Below are 18614 nucleotides of genomic sequence, written 5' to 3'. Positions count from 1 at the left end.
TAACAGCTATTTGCCATTCGTCCCGATCAAAATCACATTTTACGCACAAGGTCGGAATCCTCACCTTTTTATACTTTTCCCTTCCCTTGTTGCCCCCAGGGAACAGTGCAAAATTAGTCAGGTACTCTGCAAAACAACATAAAAAATTCAATAACCCGAGGAGTTACCTCATGACTTCTACCCCGATTACACAGACAGAGATCGCCCAGCAGGCCATCAACGATCGCCTGACGGTGCGAGAAAAAATAGGCTACGGCCTGGGTGATGCTGGCGGCACGGTGATCACCTGTTTGATCATGAACTTTCTCACTTTTTTCTATACCGATGTCTTTGGTTTAACCCCGGCGCTGGTCGGCACGCTGTTTATCGCCCTGCGCATCTTCGACGCCATATCCGACCCGGTGATGGGGATCATCGCCGACCGTACCCAGAGCCGCTGGGGACGCTTTCGCCCCTGGCAGCTGTGGGTCGCCCTGCCGATTGGCATTATCGGCGTGCTGACCTTCACCGTGCCGGACGCGGGCATGGGGGTCAAAATCGCCTGGGCCTTCGGCACCTATCTGCTGCTCTCGGTGGGCTATACCGCCATCAACGTGCCCTATTGCGCGCTGATCAACACCATGACCACCCGCCACAGCGAAGTGCTCTCCTGCCAGTCATGGCGTTTTGTGCTGTGCGGCGTGGCCGGTTTTCTGGTCTCCGTTGGCCTGCCGTGGCTGGTTGAACTTCTCGGCCAGGGCAACGTGGCGCAGGGATATCAGTTCGGCGTGGGTGTGCTGTGCGCCATTGCGGTGGTGATGTTCCTGTGCTGCTTCTTCTGGGTTCGCGAGCGCGTACCGCTGGCGATGATGGGAAAATTTACCCTTAAGGAGCACCTCGCCGGTCTGCGTAACAACGACCAACTGCTGCTGATGCTGGTGATGTCTTTCCTGCTGATTAACGTCTTCAACATTCGTGGCGGCGGCTACATGTATTTCATCACTTACGTGCTGGAAGGGAGCACCGCCTACACCTCGCTCTTCTTCACGATGGTGACCTTTGCCTCTATTCTGGGCGCGGTGATCGTTAACCTGCTGTCGCGTCGCAGCGACACCGTCAAACTCTACTACTACACCAACCTGGTGCTGGCAGCCCTGGCGGTGGGGATGTGGTTCCTGCCCGGCGGCCCGGCTTACCAGACTCTGTGGCTGGTGGTCATTCTGGCGAACGGCGTGATCCTCGGCTTTACCCTGCCGCTGCACTTCGCACTGATGGCCTTTGCTGACGACTACGGCGAGTGGAAAACCCGCGTACGCTCCTCCGGCATGAACTTCGCCTTTAACCTCTTTTTCATCAAGCTGGCCTGGGCTTCCAGCGCCGGGATCATCAGCCTGGTGTTTATTTTCGTCGCCTACCAGCCGGGCGCAGGCAACCAGACGCCCGCCTCATTACAGGGCATTACCGCCATGGAGACCCTGCTGCCCGCTCTTTTCCATCTGCTGCTGGCGCTGGCGATCCGCAAGTGCCGACTCAATAACCCGATGATGACGCGCATTGCCACCGACCTGCGCCAGCGTCACGCTCACGCCTGAGGAGAACATGATGTCCATAATGGAACCCGACCTGCATAAACTGAAAATCAGCGACCCGTTTCTGGGTCAGTATCAACAGCTGGTGCGCGATGTGGTCATCCCCTACCAGTGGGATGCCCTGAACGATCGCATTGAGGAGGCGGAACCGAGCCATGCCATCAGCAACTTTCGCATCGCGGCGGGTCAGCAAAATGGTGAATTCTACGGGATGGTCTTTCAGGACAGCGACGTGGCGAAATGGCTGGAGGCGGTCGCCTGGTCGCTATGCCAAAAACCCGCCGCGGGGCTGGAAAAAACCGCCGATGAGGTGATTGAACTGGTAGCCGCCGCTCAGTGCGACGATGGCTATCTCAATACCTACTTCACGGTAAAAGCGCCGGAGGAGCGCTGGACAAACCTGGCGGAGTGCCACGAGCTTTACTGCGCCGGGCATATGATTGAAGCGGGCGTAGCCTGGTTCCAGGGCACCGGCAAACGCCGTCTGCTGGAGGTGGTCTGTAAGCTGGCCGACCATATCGACAGCGTTTTTGGTCCGGGCGAGCAGCAGCTACACGGCTATCCCGGCCACCCGGAGATCGAGCTGGCGCTGATGCGCCTTTTTGATGTCACCCAGGAGCCGCGCTACCTGGCGCTGGCGAAATATTTCGTTGAAGCGCGTGGCACCCAGCCGCACTTCTACGACATCGAATATGAAAAGCGGGGCAAAACCTCGTACTGGAACACCTACGGCCCGGCGTGGATGGTACAGGATAAAGCCTACAGCCAGGCGCATCAGCCGCTGGCGGAACAGCAAACGGCGATTGGTCATGCGGTGCGTTTCGTCTATCTGATGACCGGCGTCGCGCACCTGGCCCGTTTAAGTCAGGATGAGAGTAAACGCCAGGACTGCCTGCGCCTGTGGAATAACATGGCCCAGCGCCAGCTCTATATCACCGGCGGGATTGGTTCCCAGAGCAGCGGCGAAGCCTTCAGCAGCGATTACGATCTGCCGAACGACACCGTCTATGCTGAAAGCTGCGCCTCCATCGGCCTGATGATGTTTGCCCGTCGCATGCTGGAAATGGAAGCCAACAGCCAGTACGCCGACGTTATGGAGCGGGCGCTGTACAACACCGTGCTTGGCGGCATGGCGCTGGACGGGAAACACTTCTTCTACGTCAACCCGCTGGAAGTGCATCCGAAGACGCTGAAATTTAACCATGTCTACGATCACGTGAAGCCGGTTCGCCAGCGCTGGTTCGGCTGCGCCTGCTGCCCGCCAAACATCGCCCGCGTTCTGGCCTCGATTGGTCACTACATCTATACCGTTCGCGACGATGCCCTGTTTATCAACCTCTACATCGGCAACAGCATGGCTTTCCCGGTGGGTGAGCAGGAGTTGCAGCTGCGGATCAGCGGCAACTACCCGTGGCAGGAGCAGGTCGTCATCGAAATCGCCTCCTCGGTGGACGTCGACTATACCCTGGCCTTACGTGTGCCGGACTGGTGCGACAATCCACAGCTCACGCTGAATGGCAAACCCATCACGGGTGAGATGCGTCAGGGCTATATCTACCTGACCCGCCGCTGGCAGGAAGGCGATAAGCTGGTGTTAACCCTGCCGATGCCGGTCCGCCGGGTTTACGGTAATCCGCAGGTGCGCCAGCAGGCCGGAAAAGTGGCTTTGCAGCGCGGGCCACTGGTCTACTGTCTTGAAGAGGCGGATAACGGCGCGGGGCTGCACAACCTTACCCTGCCAGCCGACAGCGAATTCAGGCTCGTTGAAGGTAAAGGGATTTTTGCCCATAAGATGCTGATCCAGACGCAAGGGTATGCCCGCCACGCCGCGGACGCTGAACACCAACCGCTGTGGCAGTACGATCGTGCCCCCGCCACGCAACAGGCGCAGACGCTGACCTTTATTCCGTGGTTTAGCTGGGCTAACCGGGGCGAAGGGGAGATGCGGATTTGGGTGGATGAGGCGAACGCCGCACGCTAAAGCCGGAAAACAGAATCAGCCCTCATCTCAGAGGGCTGATTTTTACTACCTTAAAACGTCCAGGAGAGACCGGTCATCAGCGCGAAGCTGTCGTCACGGTCGATCATCGGGCTGTTTTTCACATCGTCAGGCAGCACGGTATAGACGGCGCTGGCATTCAGAGAGAGATTCTGTGTCAGCGGGTATTTAGCTGCCACACCCACATAAGGGGTCACGGTTTCGCCTGCATTGTACTGCTTTAAACCGCTGCGACGGGACTCTTTCTGCGAGACGCCGTAGTAGTAATCGTTGAAGCTTTCATCGTAGTAAAAGACCCCCACCGATGGCGTCAGGGTCAGGCGCGCCATGCGGAACGGGCGGAAATAAGAGATTTCACCCATCATGCCGCCGCTCTCATCCATCGCATCGGCGGCAATCGCCAACTTCAGGCTACCCCAGCTTTCGTGGTGATAGTAGGCGCCGCCCAGCATCGCGGAGGCTTTGCGCTCGTCCAGCTGCTTCATCGCAGAGTCGTCGTTATCGTCCGGATCAAAGTGCAGCGGCATCCAGGAGGCGGTCAGGCTGAGTTCGTTTTTGGCATCTTTCCAGACAATCCAGCCGCCGGTAGCCTGACGCACGTAAAAATGTTCCCCTTCGTAGTGCATTAATGGAACAGCGAAAACATTCTCGTTATAACCTTTATACGGTGACTCATTAAAAACGGCGCCCGCGCCAATTGAAAATTCATCGGCCATTGCGGGAGCAGCTGCAAATAAAACCGTGGCGATGAGTAAACTCTTTTTAAACGTCATTGTTTGTAATCCATTAAATTTCCTGCGACCCGGCGCATAATAATGGTTACAAAAATCGCAATGCAATTTTGATATTTGTATAATATTATATATAAATTCATATAGATGAGCATCAGGCAATGCACAAGCTGCAAATCAAACCGCGCGAATTAAAAATTATTTCCGTCATTGCCGCCACTCACAGCATTGGAGATGCTGCCGCGTTGTTGGGTATGGCCCAGGCCAACGTCAGTAAATATCTCTCGGATTTCGAAACTCGCGTCGGGCTGAAGATTTTCGAGCGCACCACCCGTCACCTGGCGCTGACCCAGTTTGGCCAGTCGCTGCTGCCCTTTATCAACGCCTCGCTGGAAAAGAACGAACAACTGGTTAATTTTATTGCAGATTATAAGCATGAAAAACGCGGTAAAGTGACTATTTACGGGCCAACGGGTATCATTACCTGGCTGGCCCGCCATGTGATTCATGAGATCGACAATATTGGCGATATTCGCATTAGCCTGAAAACCTATAACCTGAATGGCAGCGAGTTTCTCGAAGGCGTCGTGTTCCCCGACGATTGTGATATTTTAATTACCTATGCCCAACCCAAAGATGAAACTCTGGTCGCCACGACCTTAACCAAATATTCGGTTACCGCTTTCGCCACCCCGGAATATATTAAAAAGCACCCTATTAGTTCTCCTGAAGATTTAATTAATCACTCCTGCATTCTTATTGATTCAATGGTTATCGACGATGCCAACATCTGGCGTTTCCGCGCGAATCACAGCAATCAGATACATGACTATAAAGTCACCGGGAACTATATTTGCGACAACACCCAGACGGCGCTGGAGCTGGCGCGCAATCATCTGGGGATCGTTTTTGCGCCCAAACAGAGCCTGCAGAAAGAGATCGAACAGGGTGTTCTGGTGCCCTGCTTCGCGCATCAGGAGGAGTGGTGGCTGGATCTGGTAGCTATCTTCCGTAAACGTGACTATCAACCGTGGCGGGTGCAGTATGTGCTCGACGGCGTGCTGAATACCCTGCGTAAGCAGATTGCGCAGGCCACCCAGCGGCGGCCTGCGCTGAAGGGTCAGAACAGCCCGAGCGGCTTGTCGGAGTAGCTCACCAGCAGACACTTGGTCTGCTGGTAATGTTCCAGCATCATCTTGTGCGTTTCACGGCCAATACCCGACTGTTTATATCCGCCAAACGCGGCATGCGCCGGATAAGCGTGATAGCAGTTGGTCCATACGCGTCCGGCCTGGATCCCGCGGCCCATCTGATAGGCCAGATTGCCGTTGCGGCTCCAGACGCCTGCGCCCAGGCCATACTGGGTATCGTTGGCCAGCTCCAGCGCCTCCTCCATGGTTTTGAAGGTAGTCACCGCCAGCACCGGGCCAAAGATCTCCTCCTGGAAGACGCGCATGTTGTTTTTACCGGACAGGATGGTCGGCTCAAGGTAGTAACCCTCTTTCAGCTCCCCGTCCAGCATCTTGCGCCGCCCGCCGGTTAAGATATCCGCCCCCTCTTTCTTACCGATATCAATGTAGTTGAGGATCGTCTCCAGCTGCCCGTGGGAAACCTGGGCCCCCATCTGGGTACCATTGTCCAGCGGGTTGCCGCTGCGGATCGACTCCACGCGGCGGATGGCGCGCTCCATAAAGCGTTCGTAAATGGACTCCTGCACCAGCGCCCGGCTTGGACAGGTACAAACTTCCCCCTGGTTGAAGGCAAAAAGCGCAAACCCTTCCAGCGCCTTGTCAAAGAAGGCATCCTCTTCGTCCATCACATCGGCGAAGAAGATGTTCGGGGATTTTCCGCCCAGCTCCAGCGTGACCGGGATGATGTTCTGGGTGGCGTACTGCATGATCTGCTGGCCCACTTCGGTGGAGCCGGTAAAGGCCACCTTGGCGATCCGTTTGGAGGTCGCCAGATATTCACCAATCTCCCCGCCCGCGCCGTTGACCACGTTCACGACGCCCGGCGGGAGCAGGTCGCCCACCACTTCCATCAGCAGCAGGATCGACAGCGGAGTTAAGCGCGCCGGTTTCAACACCACACAGTTGCCTGCCGCCAGCGCGGGCGCCATTTTCCAGGCGGCCATCAGCAGCGGGAAGTTCCACGGAATGATCTGTCCGACCACGCCCAGCGGCTCATGGAAGTGATAGGCCACGGTATCTTTGTCCACCTCGCTGATCCCCCCTTCCTGCGCTCGAATACAGGAGGCGAAGTAGCGGAAATGGTCGATAGCCAGCGGCACGTCGGCGGCCATGGTTTCGCGGATCGGTTTACCGTTGTCCCAGGTTTCCGCCGTGGCTAAAAGCTCCAGATTCTGCTCCATGCGATCCGCGATTTTGAACAGGATCGCCGCGCGATCCTGTACCGAGGTGTGCGCCCACTTCTCTTTCGCTTTGTGGGCGGCATCCAGCGCCAGATCGATATCGCGTTTCCCGGAGCTGGCGATCTCGCACAGCGGCTGGCCGGTCACCGGGGTGAGGTTCTGATAATAGTCGCCGTCGGCCGGAGGAACCCAGTCGCCGCCGATAAAGTTGTCATAACGGGCTTTAAGTTTGAGAGGAAAACCATATTCGCCAGGCAGGATACGTGCTGATGGAGGGTTATTCGTCATGACTGTCTCCTTGTGTGTAGTGTCTTTCAAAGGTAGACCGCGGCGGTGAAAACATCGCCAGTCGTCGCCTGCTTTGCGAGCCCCTTCACGCATTACCTTACTTTACGTTTGGTTTTCGGCGCTGAGCCATACTTAAAGCGCACAACCCGGGCGGAGGTAAGGATAAATGCGGCTTTTTATCGGCTTTGACGTGGGCGGAACCCACATTAAACATGGCGTGATCGACGAGAACGGCAACGAAATCGCCACCGATCAGTTTGATACCCCAGAGGATGAAGAGAGCTTTAAGCAACAGTGGCGCGAGGTGGTCGAGGCTTACCAGAACGAACACGAGATCGCGGCTATCGGCGTGAGTTTTCCTGGCCACATCAATACCCATACCGGCGAAGCCGCAAAGGCGGGCGCGCTCGACTATCTGGATAACATTAACCTGTATGCGCTTTTCTCAGAGCTGACGGACCTGCCGGTTATCGCCGAGAATGACGCCAACTGAGCTGCGCTGGGCGAACGCTGGCGCGGCGCGGGGCGTGAATATGAAAACTTTGTCTGCATTACGCTCGGTACCGGAATCGGCGGCGGCATTGTGGTGGAGGGCGATCTCTGGCGCGGCTCGCACCACCGCGCCGGGGAATTCGGGGTGATCCCGGTCGGCAAGAACGGCGAAGGGATGCATATCGTCGCCTCGGCCAAAGGGCTGATGGAGACCTGCCGCCGGGCGCTGGCCGTCTCCGAAGAGGAGATGCCGAAAGGCGAAGAGCTGTTCGAGCGTATGGAGAACGACCTGCATCTGCGCGAAGCCGTCGAAGAGTGGGCCCTGTTTCTGGCCCGCGGAGTCTACAGCGTCATCTCCATGTTTGATCCGCAGGTGGTGCTGATTGGCGGCGGCATCAGCGAGCAGGAGAAAATTTATAAGCTGCTCGACAGACACCTGCAGACCTTTGAAGAGTGGGAGGCGCTACAGGTGCCCATCCTGCCCTGCCAGTTGGGTAACCAGGCGGGCAGGCTGGGAGCCGTATGGCTGGCAAAACAGAAACTTGCCAGAAGCGAGACTTAAGGCTGCGGCGACTCGCCGGTAAAGAGCTGCGCGTCACGCAGGAGATGATCGTTACCGCGGCGGCGGGTAAAGCCAATGCGGTTGAAATACTCCAGGATCTGGATCGCCAGTTTACGCCCGACGTTCAGCCGATCGCGGAAATCCGCCGCGCAGGTGGAGCCGCGCTCGCTATCCAGCGCCCGGATCAGATTCGCAAAGGTGACGATGCGATCGTGGCGATAGTAACGGTCTTTGACGATCGCGGTGATCAGCCCCTGCTGCGCCGCATGCTTCAGTACCTGACGCATGGTCTGTTCGTCAGTGGCGGTTTCACGCGCCAGGTCGCGTACCCACCAGGGGTCGTCGCGGAACAGCGCCTGCGCTTTTTGCCAGACGGCCTGCTGCTCCGGGGTAAAGCCCGCTTTATGATCCGGCAGATGCAGCCAGCCGTGGTAGCTGTGTAGCTCCCCGCTCTCGCGCATCCGCTCGATCAGCAGCAGCACCAGGGCTTCATCCTCCATCGGTAGCGCCATGCAACGCAGGCGCTCGCGCCCGGGGCCAGGTTCATCCTGATGCTGCTGATGATAGATTGCCAGCACATCGAGAATTTTACGCTGCCAACGGGCGGCAACCGGGGTGTTTAACAGACTGTTTCCGGCCTGGATGAACGTCGGCTGCTGCGTCAGCTGACGCAGTCCTTCTCCGCTGAGCTGGCGTGCCCAGCCAAAGTCATCCAGATTCACCGCCCCACGCTCCAGGTGCGCCAGCAGGGCGCTGCGGTCATCCGTCGCCGTCTCAAGCGTCGCCAGCCAGTTCAGGTAATCCGGCTTACGCTTTCCGCGACGCGGGGGATTAAGCGTCACGACCCGCGCCCCGGCCAGGGTGACGCGGGCAGAAATATCGCGCAGCACCAGCCGATCGTTGTCGGCCAGCCACAGAGGGGTGTCAAAGACCAGCTCCGCCAGCGCCCCCTCCAGCAGCGAGACACGTCCCGTCACGTGGCTGGCGGCATGGTGAATATGCAGCGGCTGCCACTGCGCGAGCGGTACATCGCTCTGCAGGGAGACAATCACCCGCGTGGCCGGCTCCGGCGGCGTCCCGGCCAGCAGCCAGTCGCCGCGGTTCAGCTCAGCTTTTTCCGTATCACCCACCAGGTTCAGGGCAATACGCTGTCCGGCGTGCGCCTGTTCGACAGGCTGATTCTGCGCGTGCAACCCGCGAATACGTACCGGCTTGTTGACCCCGGTCAGCCACAGGCTGTCACCCACCCGCACCTCGCCAGACAGCGCCGTGCCGGTCACCACCAGCCCCGCCCCTTTCACGGTAAAGGCGCGGTCGATAGCCAGCCGAAAACGGTGATGGTCAGCATGGGCGCGCTCAGGGAGCTGTTGCAGATGATCGCGCAGGGCATCGATTCCCCGCCCTTCGGTGGCGACGGTGACAAACAGCGTGGCATCCGCGAAGCCATAATCGCGCAGGGTCGCCAGCACCTCCTCGCGCACCGCCTCCACCCGCTCCTCATCGACGCGATCGGCTTTGGTCAGCGCCACCGTCAGCTGCGGGTTGCCAGTCAGACTGAGGATCTGCAGATGCTCGCGCGTCTGCGCCATCACCCCGTCATCACAGGCCACCACCAGCAGGGCGTGATCGATACCGCCCACCCCCGCCAGCATGTTGGATAAAAACTTTTCGTGCCCCGGCACGTCAATAAACCCCAGCACCCGGCCATCCGGCTGCGGCCAGTAGGCATAACCCAGATCGATGGTCATGCCGCGCTTTTTCTCTTCCGGCAGTCGGTCGGCGTTGACGCCGGTGATCGCCTGCAACAACGTCGTTTTGCCATGGTCAACATGACCGGCAGTGGCAATAATCATTTCAACAACATCTCCAGAAACAGTGCTTCATCTTCCAGGCAACGTAAATCCAGCCACAGGCGCCCGTCCTTGATCCGTCCGAGCACCGGCACAGGCAGCGAGCGCCAGCGCAATGCCAGCGCGTCCAGCTGGCCGCCGCGCCCGTCACGCGGGGTAAAGGTCAGTGCCGCGCCGGGCAGACGATCCACCGGCAGCGACCCGCTGCCCGGCTGCGACAGGCAATCTTCCACCCGCACCTCGAAGTCAGGGTAGTGTGCAGCAATGTCTGTCAGCAGCCGCTCTCCCTGACGGTGAATGGAGGCGGCATCGCGGCTCAACAGGCGCAGCGTCGGCAGCCGTTCGGCCAGCGTCTCCGGATGAAGATAGAGGCGCAAGGTCGCCTCCAGCGCGGCGAGGGTCATTTTATCCGCCCGCAGGGCGCGTTTCAGTGGATGCTGTTGCAATCTGGCAATCAGCTCGCGCTTACCGACAATAATCCCCGCCTGCGGACCGCCTAACAGCTTATCCCCCGAGAAGCTCACCAGGCTGACACCGGCGGCAATCAGCGCCTGGGGCATCGGCTCTTTCGGCAGGCCATAGCGGCTGAGATCCACCAGCGAACCGCTGCCCAGATCGACGACCACCGGCACCTCATTCTCCTGCCCGATGCGCACCAGCTCGGCTTCGTCCACGGCATGAGTAAAGCCTTCGATGTGGTAGTTACTGGTATGCACCTTCATCAGCAGAGCGGTGTTTTCATTGATAGCTGCGGCGTAATCCCGGTCGTGGGTACGGTTGGTGGTGCCCACCTCGCGAAGCTGGCACCCGGCCTGGGTCATCACATCCGGGATGCGAAACGCGCCGCCAATCTCCACCAGCTCACCGCGGGAGACCACCACCTCTTTACCGCTTGCCGTCGCGGCCAGCATCAGCAGCACCGCCGCAGCATTGTTATTCACAATGCAGGCATCTTCCGCCCCGGTGAGCTGGCACAGCAGCGCCGCCAGCGCGCGGTCGCGGTGGCCGCGTCCGGCACCGTCGAGATCGTACTCCAGGGTCACTGGCACCTGCATCGCCTGGGTGACCGCGGCAACCGCCTCCTCTGCCAGCAGCGCGCGCCCCAGATTGGTATGCAGCACGGTGCCCGTCAGGTTGATGACCGGGCGCAGGCCCGTGGCGTCATCCTGCGCCAGCCGCTTTTCGGTCTCCTGGGCCCAGTCGTCGCACCACGCTGGCAGGCGGTTGTCGGCGCGGATCCCGGCGCGGGCTTCGTCCTGTAACAGACGCAAGGTCTCCACCGTTCGGCTGTGACCAAACCGGGCAATAATGGCAGTAAGACGGGCATCGCGAAGCAGACGATCGGTCGCGGGGAGTTGGCTGTAGAGAGCGTGCTGAGTAGTCATGAATATGCCTGACGGTTAGGTATTTTCCCCCCTCCCGACGGGAGAGGGAGTCAATGTCAGGAGCGATTGTACCGCGTCCGGCAAGGAAGTGTTATCGACGACATCAAGCCTTTGGCGGTTCGGTACGGGCGAAACTTTCACGCTGGAAGAGGGTTTCCGCCAGCTTAACCAGCAGCGGACGATCGACGCACCAGCCCGGTGAAACCCGGCGGAAATTGAGGTAGCCGATGGCGCAGGCGATGGCGATGGTCGCCAGATTGACGCTGTCGGTGGCAATTTTCCCGTCGCGGATCAGCTGCTCACAATGATCGAGACTGCGAGCGATTTTCTCGCGCTGGCGCAGCAGCTCGCTCTCGGATTGCTGCGCCGCCGGGCGGGCCTGTTCACGCACGGAGGCTAACGCCGCATCCATGATCCCATCCGCCAGCGCCTCGATTTGCCGGATAGCCAGCGCCGCTTTCGGTTCACGGGGGATCATCGCCGGGGCGATATCCAGCAGTTCGATATAGCTGGCAATGATGGGGGAATCGAACCAGTGTTCACCGTCATCGGTTACCAGCGCCGGGACTTTGCCCAGGGGATTGTACTGCGCGACACCGCTTTCAGCCTGATAGGGCTGTTCATTAACAAATTCAAAAGTGATGCCTTTCTCCAGCAGGAGAATGGAGATTTTACGTACAAAGGGACTGGTATAACTGCCGATGAGTTTCATTGCCTGCTCCTTATCCGCCAACAAAAGCATAAGTATGGCTCAGGCAAAGAAAAAAGGCAGGCGATGCATCGCGCATGCCTGCCTTTCAGGGGATTAATGGTCGAGATAGAGGTAGTGCATCCAGCTGGTCATACGCAACAGGACCTTACGCATCACGGAAACATGCGAGAAGTGATCGGAGTAAACCGCCACCTGGGCATAGATACCGTCAGGCAGAGCGTCCACGTCGGCGTTCGGCTCCAGTTCAATGGTGCCCAGCACGCCGTCGGTACCCGGCACTACCGTCAGGGACTGCAGCGAGCCCTGCGCCTGGTAAGAACCGCCCGGCACCACCGGCAGAATGCTGGTGAGCTTGCCAGAGAACACCTGGCCCGGCAGGGCGTTGAATACCACTTCAGCTTCATCGCCCGGTTTCAGACGCAGCAACGAGTTCTGGCGGAACTGCGCCACAATCTGCCGTTTCTGCTCAGGAATGAACACCATCACCGGACGCAGCGGCAGTGAAGCCGCATAGGTCCCCGGACGAATCAGCACCTGGGTGATGTAGCCGTTGCTCGGCGCCCGGATGATGGTCTGGTCCAGGTTGTAGGTGGCTTCGGCCAGCTGGGCGCGCAGAGAGGCGATTTGCGACTGTTCGCCGTTAGACATGCTTTCTAACTGGCTCTGGATCTGCACCTGTTCCGCCACCGACGCCTTCACCATGGCGTCCTGCGCCAGGTAGTTTTGCCGCGCGTTATCGATGTCGCTTTCAGAGAACGGATTCACCTTCGCCCGGCTGCCTTTCACATAACGCTGATAGTCTTTGAACAGACGGTCACGCTCGGCGGAGACGCGGGTGGTATTCGATTGTGCTTCCGTAAGCTGGGCTTTCAGAACATCAATATTGTGTGTCGCCGTCACCAGGTCGGCCTGGAGCCGATCGACGCGCGCTTTATACCTGCCCGGGTCGATTTTAAATAACACTTCGCCCTTTTTAATGAGCTGGTTATTTTTATCGGTCACTTCAGTTACTACCCCTGTAACCTGCGGCGTAATCGGAATTGAGATAACCGCTTTCTGCGCCGTAAATGTATAGGGGTGGTTATAGTTCATTAATAAAATAAGGCCGGCCACGATAAATACGCCGCCTAACGTTGCGGTCGCCAGCGTCCACTGGTTTACCGGGATACGGAATATTTTAAAGATGGCCCATGCAAACGCGACATAGGTCAATATGATCAACAGATCCATGATTATCGCTCCGGCGTATTCTTGTCAGCAACGGGCGGCACGGCGGCCAGTTTTTGTTCCAGCTCGGCTACGCGCTTCGCCAGCGCATCTACGTCGGGGCTACGGTCCGGGGGCTGAATGTGGTTCTGCATTCCCCAGCCGCGCTCTGGCTGGTAGAGCGTGGCCCAAATCCACAGAAATGGCCAGATGGCATGGAGCGTAAACAGGCTTATCCATCCCGCCGTATGGATCGCATCGGCATGAGGATGGTTGCGCTTTTTGGCCATATTATAAGGAATGTCATGGATAGCGATGATTCCATAGAAAAGAACCAGGAAAACAAAAATCAACACACCCAGCGCAAAATAGTTGAGAAACATATTTGCCTCGCTAAATAAATCAACAACTCATTTAAGTAATTAAATGGTAAGCAAGCATATTAATTCACTGGTAAGTACACGATCGTGATATTAATATTTCAGAGCCGGGGAGTATGGTTTTTCGTTATATCTCCATGCAAGTTTATAAGCGTGACAAAATATATCCTGAATAATAATAGACTTAAATTTACAATATGGATTACTTTAGCTTATAACTTTTTGCCACACCACATCACAGATATTTAATTTTGGCGATAAGTGTTGTTGACTTACATCCTGGCGCTGTTCGCCAAAGCAGAAGTTGTCTGCGATCACATCCAGAGAAATCCGCATAAAAATTTTTTGTGGTTTTGATCACACTCCAGAAACAAACTCGCGACTTGTAAATGTGATCTACTTCACATTTAAGGGGCTATATTGCCGCTTTCACGTCCATTGTATTTTTTTTACACATCAATTTTGTGATATTCATCACGCCACTCCTCACCACACCCCCCACATTTACGTGACTCAGATCACATAAATTTTGCCCATCTGGACAGTGAAACAATTAAGTGCCAGATTTCACGACATCAGAACAGTGCAGGCTACCTCTGCCACCGCATTCACAACAAACCTCGGGCCGAAGGCCTGCGTAAACAAAAAGAAGGGGTGTTTTATGTCATCCGATTTCAAGATCAAAGTTCAAAGCTTTGGTCGTTTCCTCAGCAACATGGTGATGCCAAATATCGGCGCGTTTATCGCGTGGGGTATCATCACCGCGTTATTTATTCCGACAGGATGGTTGCCTAACGAAACGCTGGCAAAACTTGTAGGCCCAATGATCACCTATCTGCTGCCGCTGCTCATCGGTTATACCGGTGGTCGTCTGGTAGGCGGTGACCGTGGCGGCGTGGTCGGTGCTATCACCACCATGGGTGTTATTGTCGGTGCGGATATGCCGATGTTCCTCGGCGCAATGATTGCCGGTCCACTGGGCGGCTGGGCAATTAAGAAATTTGACGTCTGGGTTGATGGCAAGATCAAATCCGGCTTCGAAATGCTGGTGAACAACTTCTCTGCCGGCATCATCGGTATGATCCTGGCGATTCTGGCGTTCCTCGGCATTGGCCCGGCAGTTGAAGTACTTTCCAAACTGCTGGCGGCGGGCGTTAACTTCATGGTTGCCCACGACATGCTGCCGCTGGCGTCCATCTTTGTTGAACCGGCGAAAATCCTGTTCCTTAACAACGCCATCAACCACGGTATCTTCTCACCGCTGGGTATTCAGCAGTCTCACGATCTCGGCAAGTCTATCTTCTTCCTGATTGAAGCGAACCCGGGTCCAGGTATGGGTATCCTGCTGGCGTACATCTTCTTCGGTCGTGGCAGTGCGAAACAGTCTGCGGGCGGTGCGGCAATCATCCACTTCCTGGGCGGTATCCACGAAATTTACTTCCCATACGTGCTGATGAACCCACGTCTGATCCTCGCCGTTATCCTCGGCGGTATGACCGGTGTGTTCACCCTGAGCGTGCTGGGCGGCGGTCTGGTTTCTCCGGCCTCTCCGGGTTCTATCCTGGCAGTACTGGCGATGACCCCGAAAGGTGCTTACTTCGCTAACCTCGCGGCAATCTTTGCAGCCATGGCGGTCTCCTTCATCGTGGCGTCTATCCTGCTGAAAACCAGCAAAGTGAAAGAAGAAGACGATATCGAAGCGGCAACCCGTCGTATGCAGGACATGAAAGCCCAGTCTAAAGGCGCAACGCCGCTGGCTGCGGGCGATGTCTCTAACGACCTGAGCCATGTTCGTAAAATCATCGTTGCCTGCGACGCCGGTATGGGCTCCAGCGCCATGGGTGCAGGCGTACTGCGTAAGAAAGTGGCGGATGCCGGTCTGTCTCAGATCTCCGTCACCAACAGCGCCATTAACAGCCTGCCGCCGGATGTTGACCTGCTCATCACCCACCGCGACCTGACCGAGCGTGCGATGCGCCAGGTACCGCAGGCGCAGCACATTTCGCTGACCAACTTCCTCGACAGCGGCCTGTATACCAGCCTGACCGAACGCCTGGTGGCGGCACAGCGTCACGAAGAAAACGAAGTGAAAGTGCGTACCAGCCTGCAGGACAGCTTCGATGAGAGCAATAGCCACCTGTTCCGTCTGGGTGCTGAGAACATCTTCCTTGGCCGTACCGCGAGCAATAAAGAAGAAGCGATTCGCTTTGCCGGTGAGCAGCTGGTGAAAGGCGGCTACGTTCAGCCAGAATATGTTGAAGCGATGCTGGAACGTGAAAAACTGACCCCGACCTACCTGGGCGAATCCATTGCGGTACCGCACGGTACGGTTGAAGCGAAAGATCGCGTTCTGAAAACCGGCGTGGTGTTCTGTCAGTACCCGGCAGGCGTGCGCTTCGGTGAAGAAGAAGATGACATCGCCCGTCTGGTAATTGGTATCGCGGCCCGTAACAACGAGCACATTCAGGTGATTACCAGCCTGACCAATGCCCTGGACGATGAGAGTGTTATCGAACGTCTGGCTAACACCACCAGCGTAGAAGAAGTTCTGGCGCTGCTGAACAAGTAAGTTAAGCAAACCTCCCTCTCCCCGTTGGGGAGAGGGCTAGGGTGAGGGGAAATTCGCGTGGTTCCTCACCCCAGCCCTCTCGGGTAAAAACATTGATGAAGGTTAATACTATGAAAGCATTACATTTTGGCGCAGGTAACATCGGTCGTGGCTTTATCGGCAAACTGCTTGCAGACGCGGGCATTACGCTGACATTCGCCGATGTCAATCAGACGGTACTTGATGCCCTGAATGCACGTCATAGCTATCAGGTGCATGTGGTTGGCGAAAACGAGCAGGTTGAAACCGTGACCGGCGTCAACGCGGTCAGCAGCATTGGCGACGACGTTATCGATCTGATTGCCGGGGTTGACCTGGTGACGACCGCCGTCGGTCCGGTGGTGCTGGAGCGCATCGCGCCAGCGGTGGCGAAAGGTCTGGCCAAACGTAAGGCCCAGGGTAACGACACCCCGCTGAACATCATCGCCTGTGAAAACATGGTGCGTGGCACCAGCCAGCTGAAAGGCCACGTGATGGCCGCGGTAGCCGATGAAGATAAAGCCTGGGTTGAAGAGCACGTTGGCTTTGTTGATTCCGCCGTAGACCGTATTGTGCCACCGTCCGCCTCTGCCACGCACGATCCGCTGGAAGTGACCGTCGAGACCTTCAGCGAATGGATTGTCGACAAAACCCAGTTTAAAGGCCCACTGCCTGACATTGCTGGCATGGAATTAACTGATAACCTGATGGCATTTGTCGAACGTAAGCTCTTCACGCTGAACACCGGGCATGCTATAACCGCCTACCTCGGTAAATTAGCCGGTCATCAGACCATTCGTGACGCCATTCTCGATGAGAAGGTCCGCGCCGTGGTAAAAGGTGCAATGGATGAGAGCGGCGCGGTATTGATTAAACGCTACGGTTTTGATGCCGATAAGCACGCGGCATACATTCAGAAAATCCTTGGTCGTTTTGAAAACCCGTATCTGAAAGATGACGTTGAGCGCGTTGGCCGTCAGCCGCTGCGCAAACTGAGTGCGGGCGATCGCCTGATTAAGCCGCTGCTCGGCACCCTGGAATATGGTCTGCCGCACGCCAACCTGGTCAAAGGCATTGCTGCCGCGATGCACTACCGCAGCGAAGAAGATCCGCAGGCGCAGGAACTGGCGCAGTTGATTGCTGAGAAAGGTCCACAGGCCGCGCTGGCGCAGGTATCCGGTCTGGATGCCAACAGCGACGTGGTCGTGGAGGCGGTGAACGACTATAACGCAACCAAATGATGCAGGAACTGGCGCAGGTCATCCTGCGCCCGGAAGATAGATTGTCAGATATGCAGGCAATAATGGAACAAACCCAGGCCTTTGAAAACCGTGTGCTGGAGCGTCTGAATGCTGGCAAAACCGTTCGAAGTTTCCTGATATCCGCCGTCGAGTTATTAACCGAGGCGGTGAATATCCTGGTACTTCAGGTGTTTCGCAAAGACGACTACGCAGTGAAATACGCAGTTGAACCGTTGCTCGACGGCGACGGCCCCTTGGGCGATTTATCCGTGCGTCTGAAACTGATCTATGGCCTGGGCGTCATCAGCCGTCACGAGTATGAAGATGCGGAACTGCTGATGGCGTTGCGCGAGGAGCTCAATCACGACGGCAACGACTATTCGTTTACCGACGACGAGATCCTCGGTCCGCTGGGCGAGCTGCATTGCGTTACCGCCCTGCCCCCGGCGCCGCATTTTGATACCAGCGATCCTGAGCTTTACGCCATGCAGAAACAGCGTTATCAGCAGATTGTTCGCTCCACCATGGTACTCTCCCTGACCGAGCTGATTTCCCGAATCAGCTTAAAAAAAGCGTTTCAGAAGTAAGCCTGCGCACATTCGTGTATCCTTTGTGGTAATTCCCCCTGTTTTTAGAGCCATTTGTTATGAAAGAAGTCGAAAAGAGTGAAATCAAACGTCTGAGCGATCGTCTGGATCTGATCCGCCACCAGCAGGCCAGCCTCTCTCTGGTTGATGCCGCAGAGAAGTACGCCGAGCTGGAAAAAGAGAAAGCGACGCTGGAAACTGAGATCGAACGTCTGCGCAGCGTGCACAGCCAGAAGCTGAGCAAAGAGGCGCAAAAGCTCACTAAGCTGCCGTTCCGCCGTGCGATCACCAAGAAAGAACAGGCAGATATGGGCAAGCTGAAGAAAAGCGTGCGCGGCCTGGTGGTTGTCCATCCGATGACCGAGCTGGGTCGTGAAATGGGTCTGAAAGAGATGACCGGTTTCAGTAAGACCGAATTCTGATTTTTTGCCGGGTGGCGCGATGCTGACCCGGCCTACCTTCTTCCCTCTCGACATTGGCCCTACCAATTCACTGAGCAACCCTTCCTTAGTTCACATTTCTATAATCTTTGCTCACAAACACATTGCCGACCAATAACATTTGGTTAACCATTTGTTGTCATTAACCCTACATCACACTATTGGCAGGACCACTTTTACACATAATGTGACGCAGAGATGAGCACAGACTCACC

General features: G+C 56.8%; 14 protein-coding genes and 1 pseudogene. 8 read left to right on the top strand and 7 right to left on the bottom strand.

What is annotated here, in order from left to right; all coding sequences use genetic code 11:
* Positions 1-170: 170 nt before the first annotated feature.
* Together WFM46_RS05335 and WFM46_RS05330 are read left to right on the top strand one after the other, a co-directional pair.
* Positions 171-1571 carry an MFS transporter gene (locus WFM46_RS05335; protein WP_336997210.1) on the top strand — a complete coding sequence of 467 codons (1401 nt, stop codon included), beginning with the start codon at positions 171-173 and terminating at the stop codon, positions 1569-1571.
* Between the two features lie 10 nt (positions 1572-1581).
* Positions 1582-3549: a glycoside hydrolase family 127 protein gene (locus tag WFM46_RS05330; RefSeq protein WP_336997217.1), complete on the top strand. Its 1968-nt coding sequence runs from the start codon at positions 1582-1584 to the stop codon at positions 3547-3549.
* Positions 3550-3599: 50 nt separating this feature from the next.
* Here the strand turns inward: WFM46_RS05330 and WFM46_RS05325 are convergent, their stop codons facing one another.
* Entirely contained in the window at positions 3600-4340 is a 741-nt protein-coding gene (locus tag WFM46_RS05325; RefSeq protein WP_336997209.1) for a MipA/OmpV family protein, read from the bottom strand.
* Positions 4341-4459: 119 nt separating this feature from the next.
* Here WFM46_RS05325 and WFM46_RS05320 point away from each other — a divergent pair, with 119 nt between their 5' ends.
* Entirely contained in the window at positions 4460-5449 is a 990-nt protein-coding gene (locus WFM46_RS05320) for a LysR family transcriptional regulator (protein WP_156653698.1), read from the top strand.
* Here WFM46_RS05320 and aldB read toward each other — a convergent pair.
* Complete coding sequence (aldB, locus tag WFM46_RS05315) at positions 5419-6957, bottom strand: aldehyde dehydrogenase AldB (RefSeq protein WP_103177755.1); 1539 nt, start codon at positions 6955-6957, stop codon at positions 5419-5421. The two genes, WFM46_RS05320 and aldB, sit on opposite strands and share 31 nt — an antisense overlap.
* Positions 6958-7123: 166 nt before the next feature.
* Between aldB and WFM46_RS05310 the strand changes: the two are divergent.
* Positions 7124-8011, top strand: a pseudogene (locus tag WFM46_RS05310) (ROK family protein).
* Here the strand turns inward: WFM46_RS05310 and selB are convergent.
* The 5 genes from selB to WFM46_RS05285 all read right to left on the bottom strand — a co-directional run bounded on the left by selB (position 8008) and on the right by WFM46_RS05285 (position 13547).
* Positions 8008-9864 (bottom strand): selenocysteine-specific translation elongation factor, encoded by a 1857-nt coding sequence (gene selB / locus WFM46_RS05305; RefSeq protein WP_336997208.1) that lies wholly within the window; start codon positions 9862-9864, stop codon positions 8008-8010. The pseudogene WFM46_RS05310 and the gene selB sit on opposite strands and share 4 nt — an antisense overlap.
* Positions 9861-11246 (bottom strand): L-seryl-tRNA(Sec) selenium transferase, encoded by a 1386-nt coding sequence (gene selA / locus WFM46_RS05300; RefSeq protein ID WP_336997207.1) that lies wholly within the window; start codon positions 11244-11246, stop codon positions 9861-9863. Before selA ends, selB begins: the two co-directional genes overlap by 4 nt.
* Positions 11247-11349: 103 nt before the next feature.
* On the bottom strand, positions 11350-11958 hold the full coding sequence (locus WFM46_RS05295; RefSeq protein WP_336997206.1) for a glutathione S-transferase: 609 nt from the start codon (positions 11956-11958) through the stop codon (positions 11350-11352).
* Between the two features lie 93 nt (positions 11959-12051).
* On the bottom strand, positions 12052-13188 hold the full coding sequence (locus WFM46_RS05290; protein WP_156653696.1) for an HlyD family secretion protein: 1137 nt from the start codon (positions 13186-13188) through the stop codon (positions 12052-12054).
* A 2-nt stretch (positions 13189-13190) separates the two neighbouring features.
* A complete protein-coding gene (locus WFM46_RS05285) occupies positions 13191-13547 on the bottom strand; it encodes a DUF3302 domain-containing protein (protein WP_103177749.1) in 357 nt (118 codons plus the stop codon).
* A 658-nt stretch (positions 13548-14205) separates the two neighbouring features.
* Here WFM46_RS05285 and WFM46_RS05280 point away from each other — a divergent pair.
* The 4 genes from WFM46_RS05280 (at position 14206) to WFM46_RS05265 (ending at position 18381) form a co-directional block, all read left to right on the top strand.
* On the top strand, positions 14206-16113 hold the full coding sequence (locus WFM46_RS05280; protein ID WP_336997205.1) for a PTS mannitol transporter subunit IICBA: 1908 nt from the start codon (positions 14206-14208) through the stop codon (positions 16111-16113).
* A 95-nt stretch (positions 16114-16208) separates the two neighbouring features.
* Entirely contained in the window at positions 16209-17372 is a 1164-nt protein-coding gene (mtlD, locus tag WFM46_RS05275; protein ID WP_336997204.1) for a mannitol-1-phosphate 5-dehydrogenase, read from the top strand.
* Positions 17369-17959, top strand: a complete 591-nt coding sequence (gene mtlR, locus WFM46_RS05270) for a mannitol operon repressor MtlR (protein ID WP_103177746.1) — start codon at positions 17369-17371, stop codon at positions 17957-17959. The genes mtlD and mtlR overlap by 4 nt, the downstream gene beginning before the upstream one ends.
* 59 nt (positions 17960-18018) lie before the next feature.
* The gene (locus tag WFM46_RS05265; RefSeq protein WP_103177745.1) at positions 18019-18381 is read left to right on the top strand and encodes a YibL family ribosome-associated protein; all 363 of its coding nucleotides are present in this window, start codon (positions 18019-18021) and stop codon (positions 18379-18381) included.
* Positions 18382-18614: the final 233 nt, after the last annotated feature.

The sequence above is a fragment of the Leclercia sp. M50 genome (assembly GCF_037150775.1).
GTDB lineage: Bacteria > Pseudomonadota > Gammaproteobacteria > Enterobacterales > Enterobacteriaceae > Enterobacter.
This window is presented reverse-complemented; position numbering and strand designations above follow the sequence as displayed.

Coding starts and splice junctions, on each gene's coding strand:
- mtlD (WP_336997204.1), top strand. CDS start 16,209: ATGAAGGTTAATACTATGAAAGCATTACATTTTGGCGCAGGTAACATC.
- selB (WP_336997208.1), bottom strand. CDS start 9,864: ATGATTATTGCCACTGCCGGTCATGTTGACCATGGCAAAACGACGTTG.
- WFM46_RS05295 (WP_336997206.1), bottom strand. CDS start 11,958: ATGAAACTCATCGGCAGTTATACCAGTCCCTTTGTACGTAAAATCTCC.
- WFM46_RS05285 (WP_103177749.1), bottom strand. CDS start 13,547: ATGTTTCTCAACTATTTTGCGCTGGGTGTGTTGATTTTTGTTTTCCTG.
- WFM46_RS05290 (WP_156653696.1), bottom strand. CDS start 13,188: ATGGATCTGTTGATCATATTGACCTATGTCGCGTTTGCATGGGCCATC.
- WFM46_RS05325 (WP_336997209.1), bottom strand. CDS start 4,340: ATGACGTTTAAAAAGAGTTTACTCATCGCCACGGTTTTATTTGCAGCT.
- mtlR (WP_103177746.1), top strand. CDS start 17,369: ATGATGCAGGAACTGGCGCAGGTCATCCTGCGCCCGGAAGATAGATTG.
- WFM46_RS05280 (WP_336997205.1), top strand. CDS start 14,206: ATGTCATCCGATTTCAAGATCAAAGTTCAAAGCTTTGGTCGTTTCCTC.
- selA (WP_336997207.1), bottom strand. CDS start 11,246: ATGACTACTCAGCACGCTCTCTACAGCCAACTCCCCGCGACCGATCGT.
- WFM46_RS05320 (WP_156653698.1), top strand. CDS start 4,460: ATGCACAAGCTGCAAATCAAACCGCGCGAATTAAAAATTATTTCCGTC.
- WFM46_RS05330 (WP_336997217.1), top strand. CDS start 1,582: ATGTCCATAATGGAACCCGACCTGCATAAACTGAAAATCAGCGACCCG.
- WFM46_RS05265 (WP_103177745.1), top strand. CDS start 18,019: ATGAAAGAAGTCGAAAAGAGTGAAATCAAACGTCTGAGCGATCGTCTG.
- WFM46_RS05335 (WP_336997210.1), top strand. CDS start 171: ATGACTTCTACCCCGATTACACAGACAGAGATCGCCCAGCAGGCCATC.
- aldB (WP_103177755.1), bottom strand. CDS start 6,957: ATGACGAATAACCCTCCATCAGCACGTATCCTGCCTGGCGAATATGGT.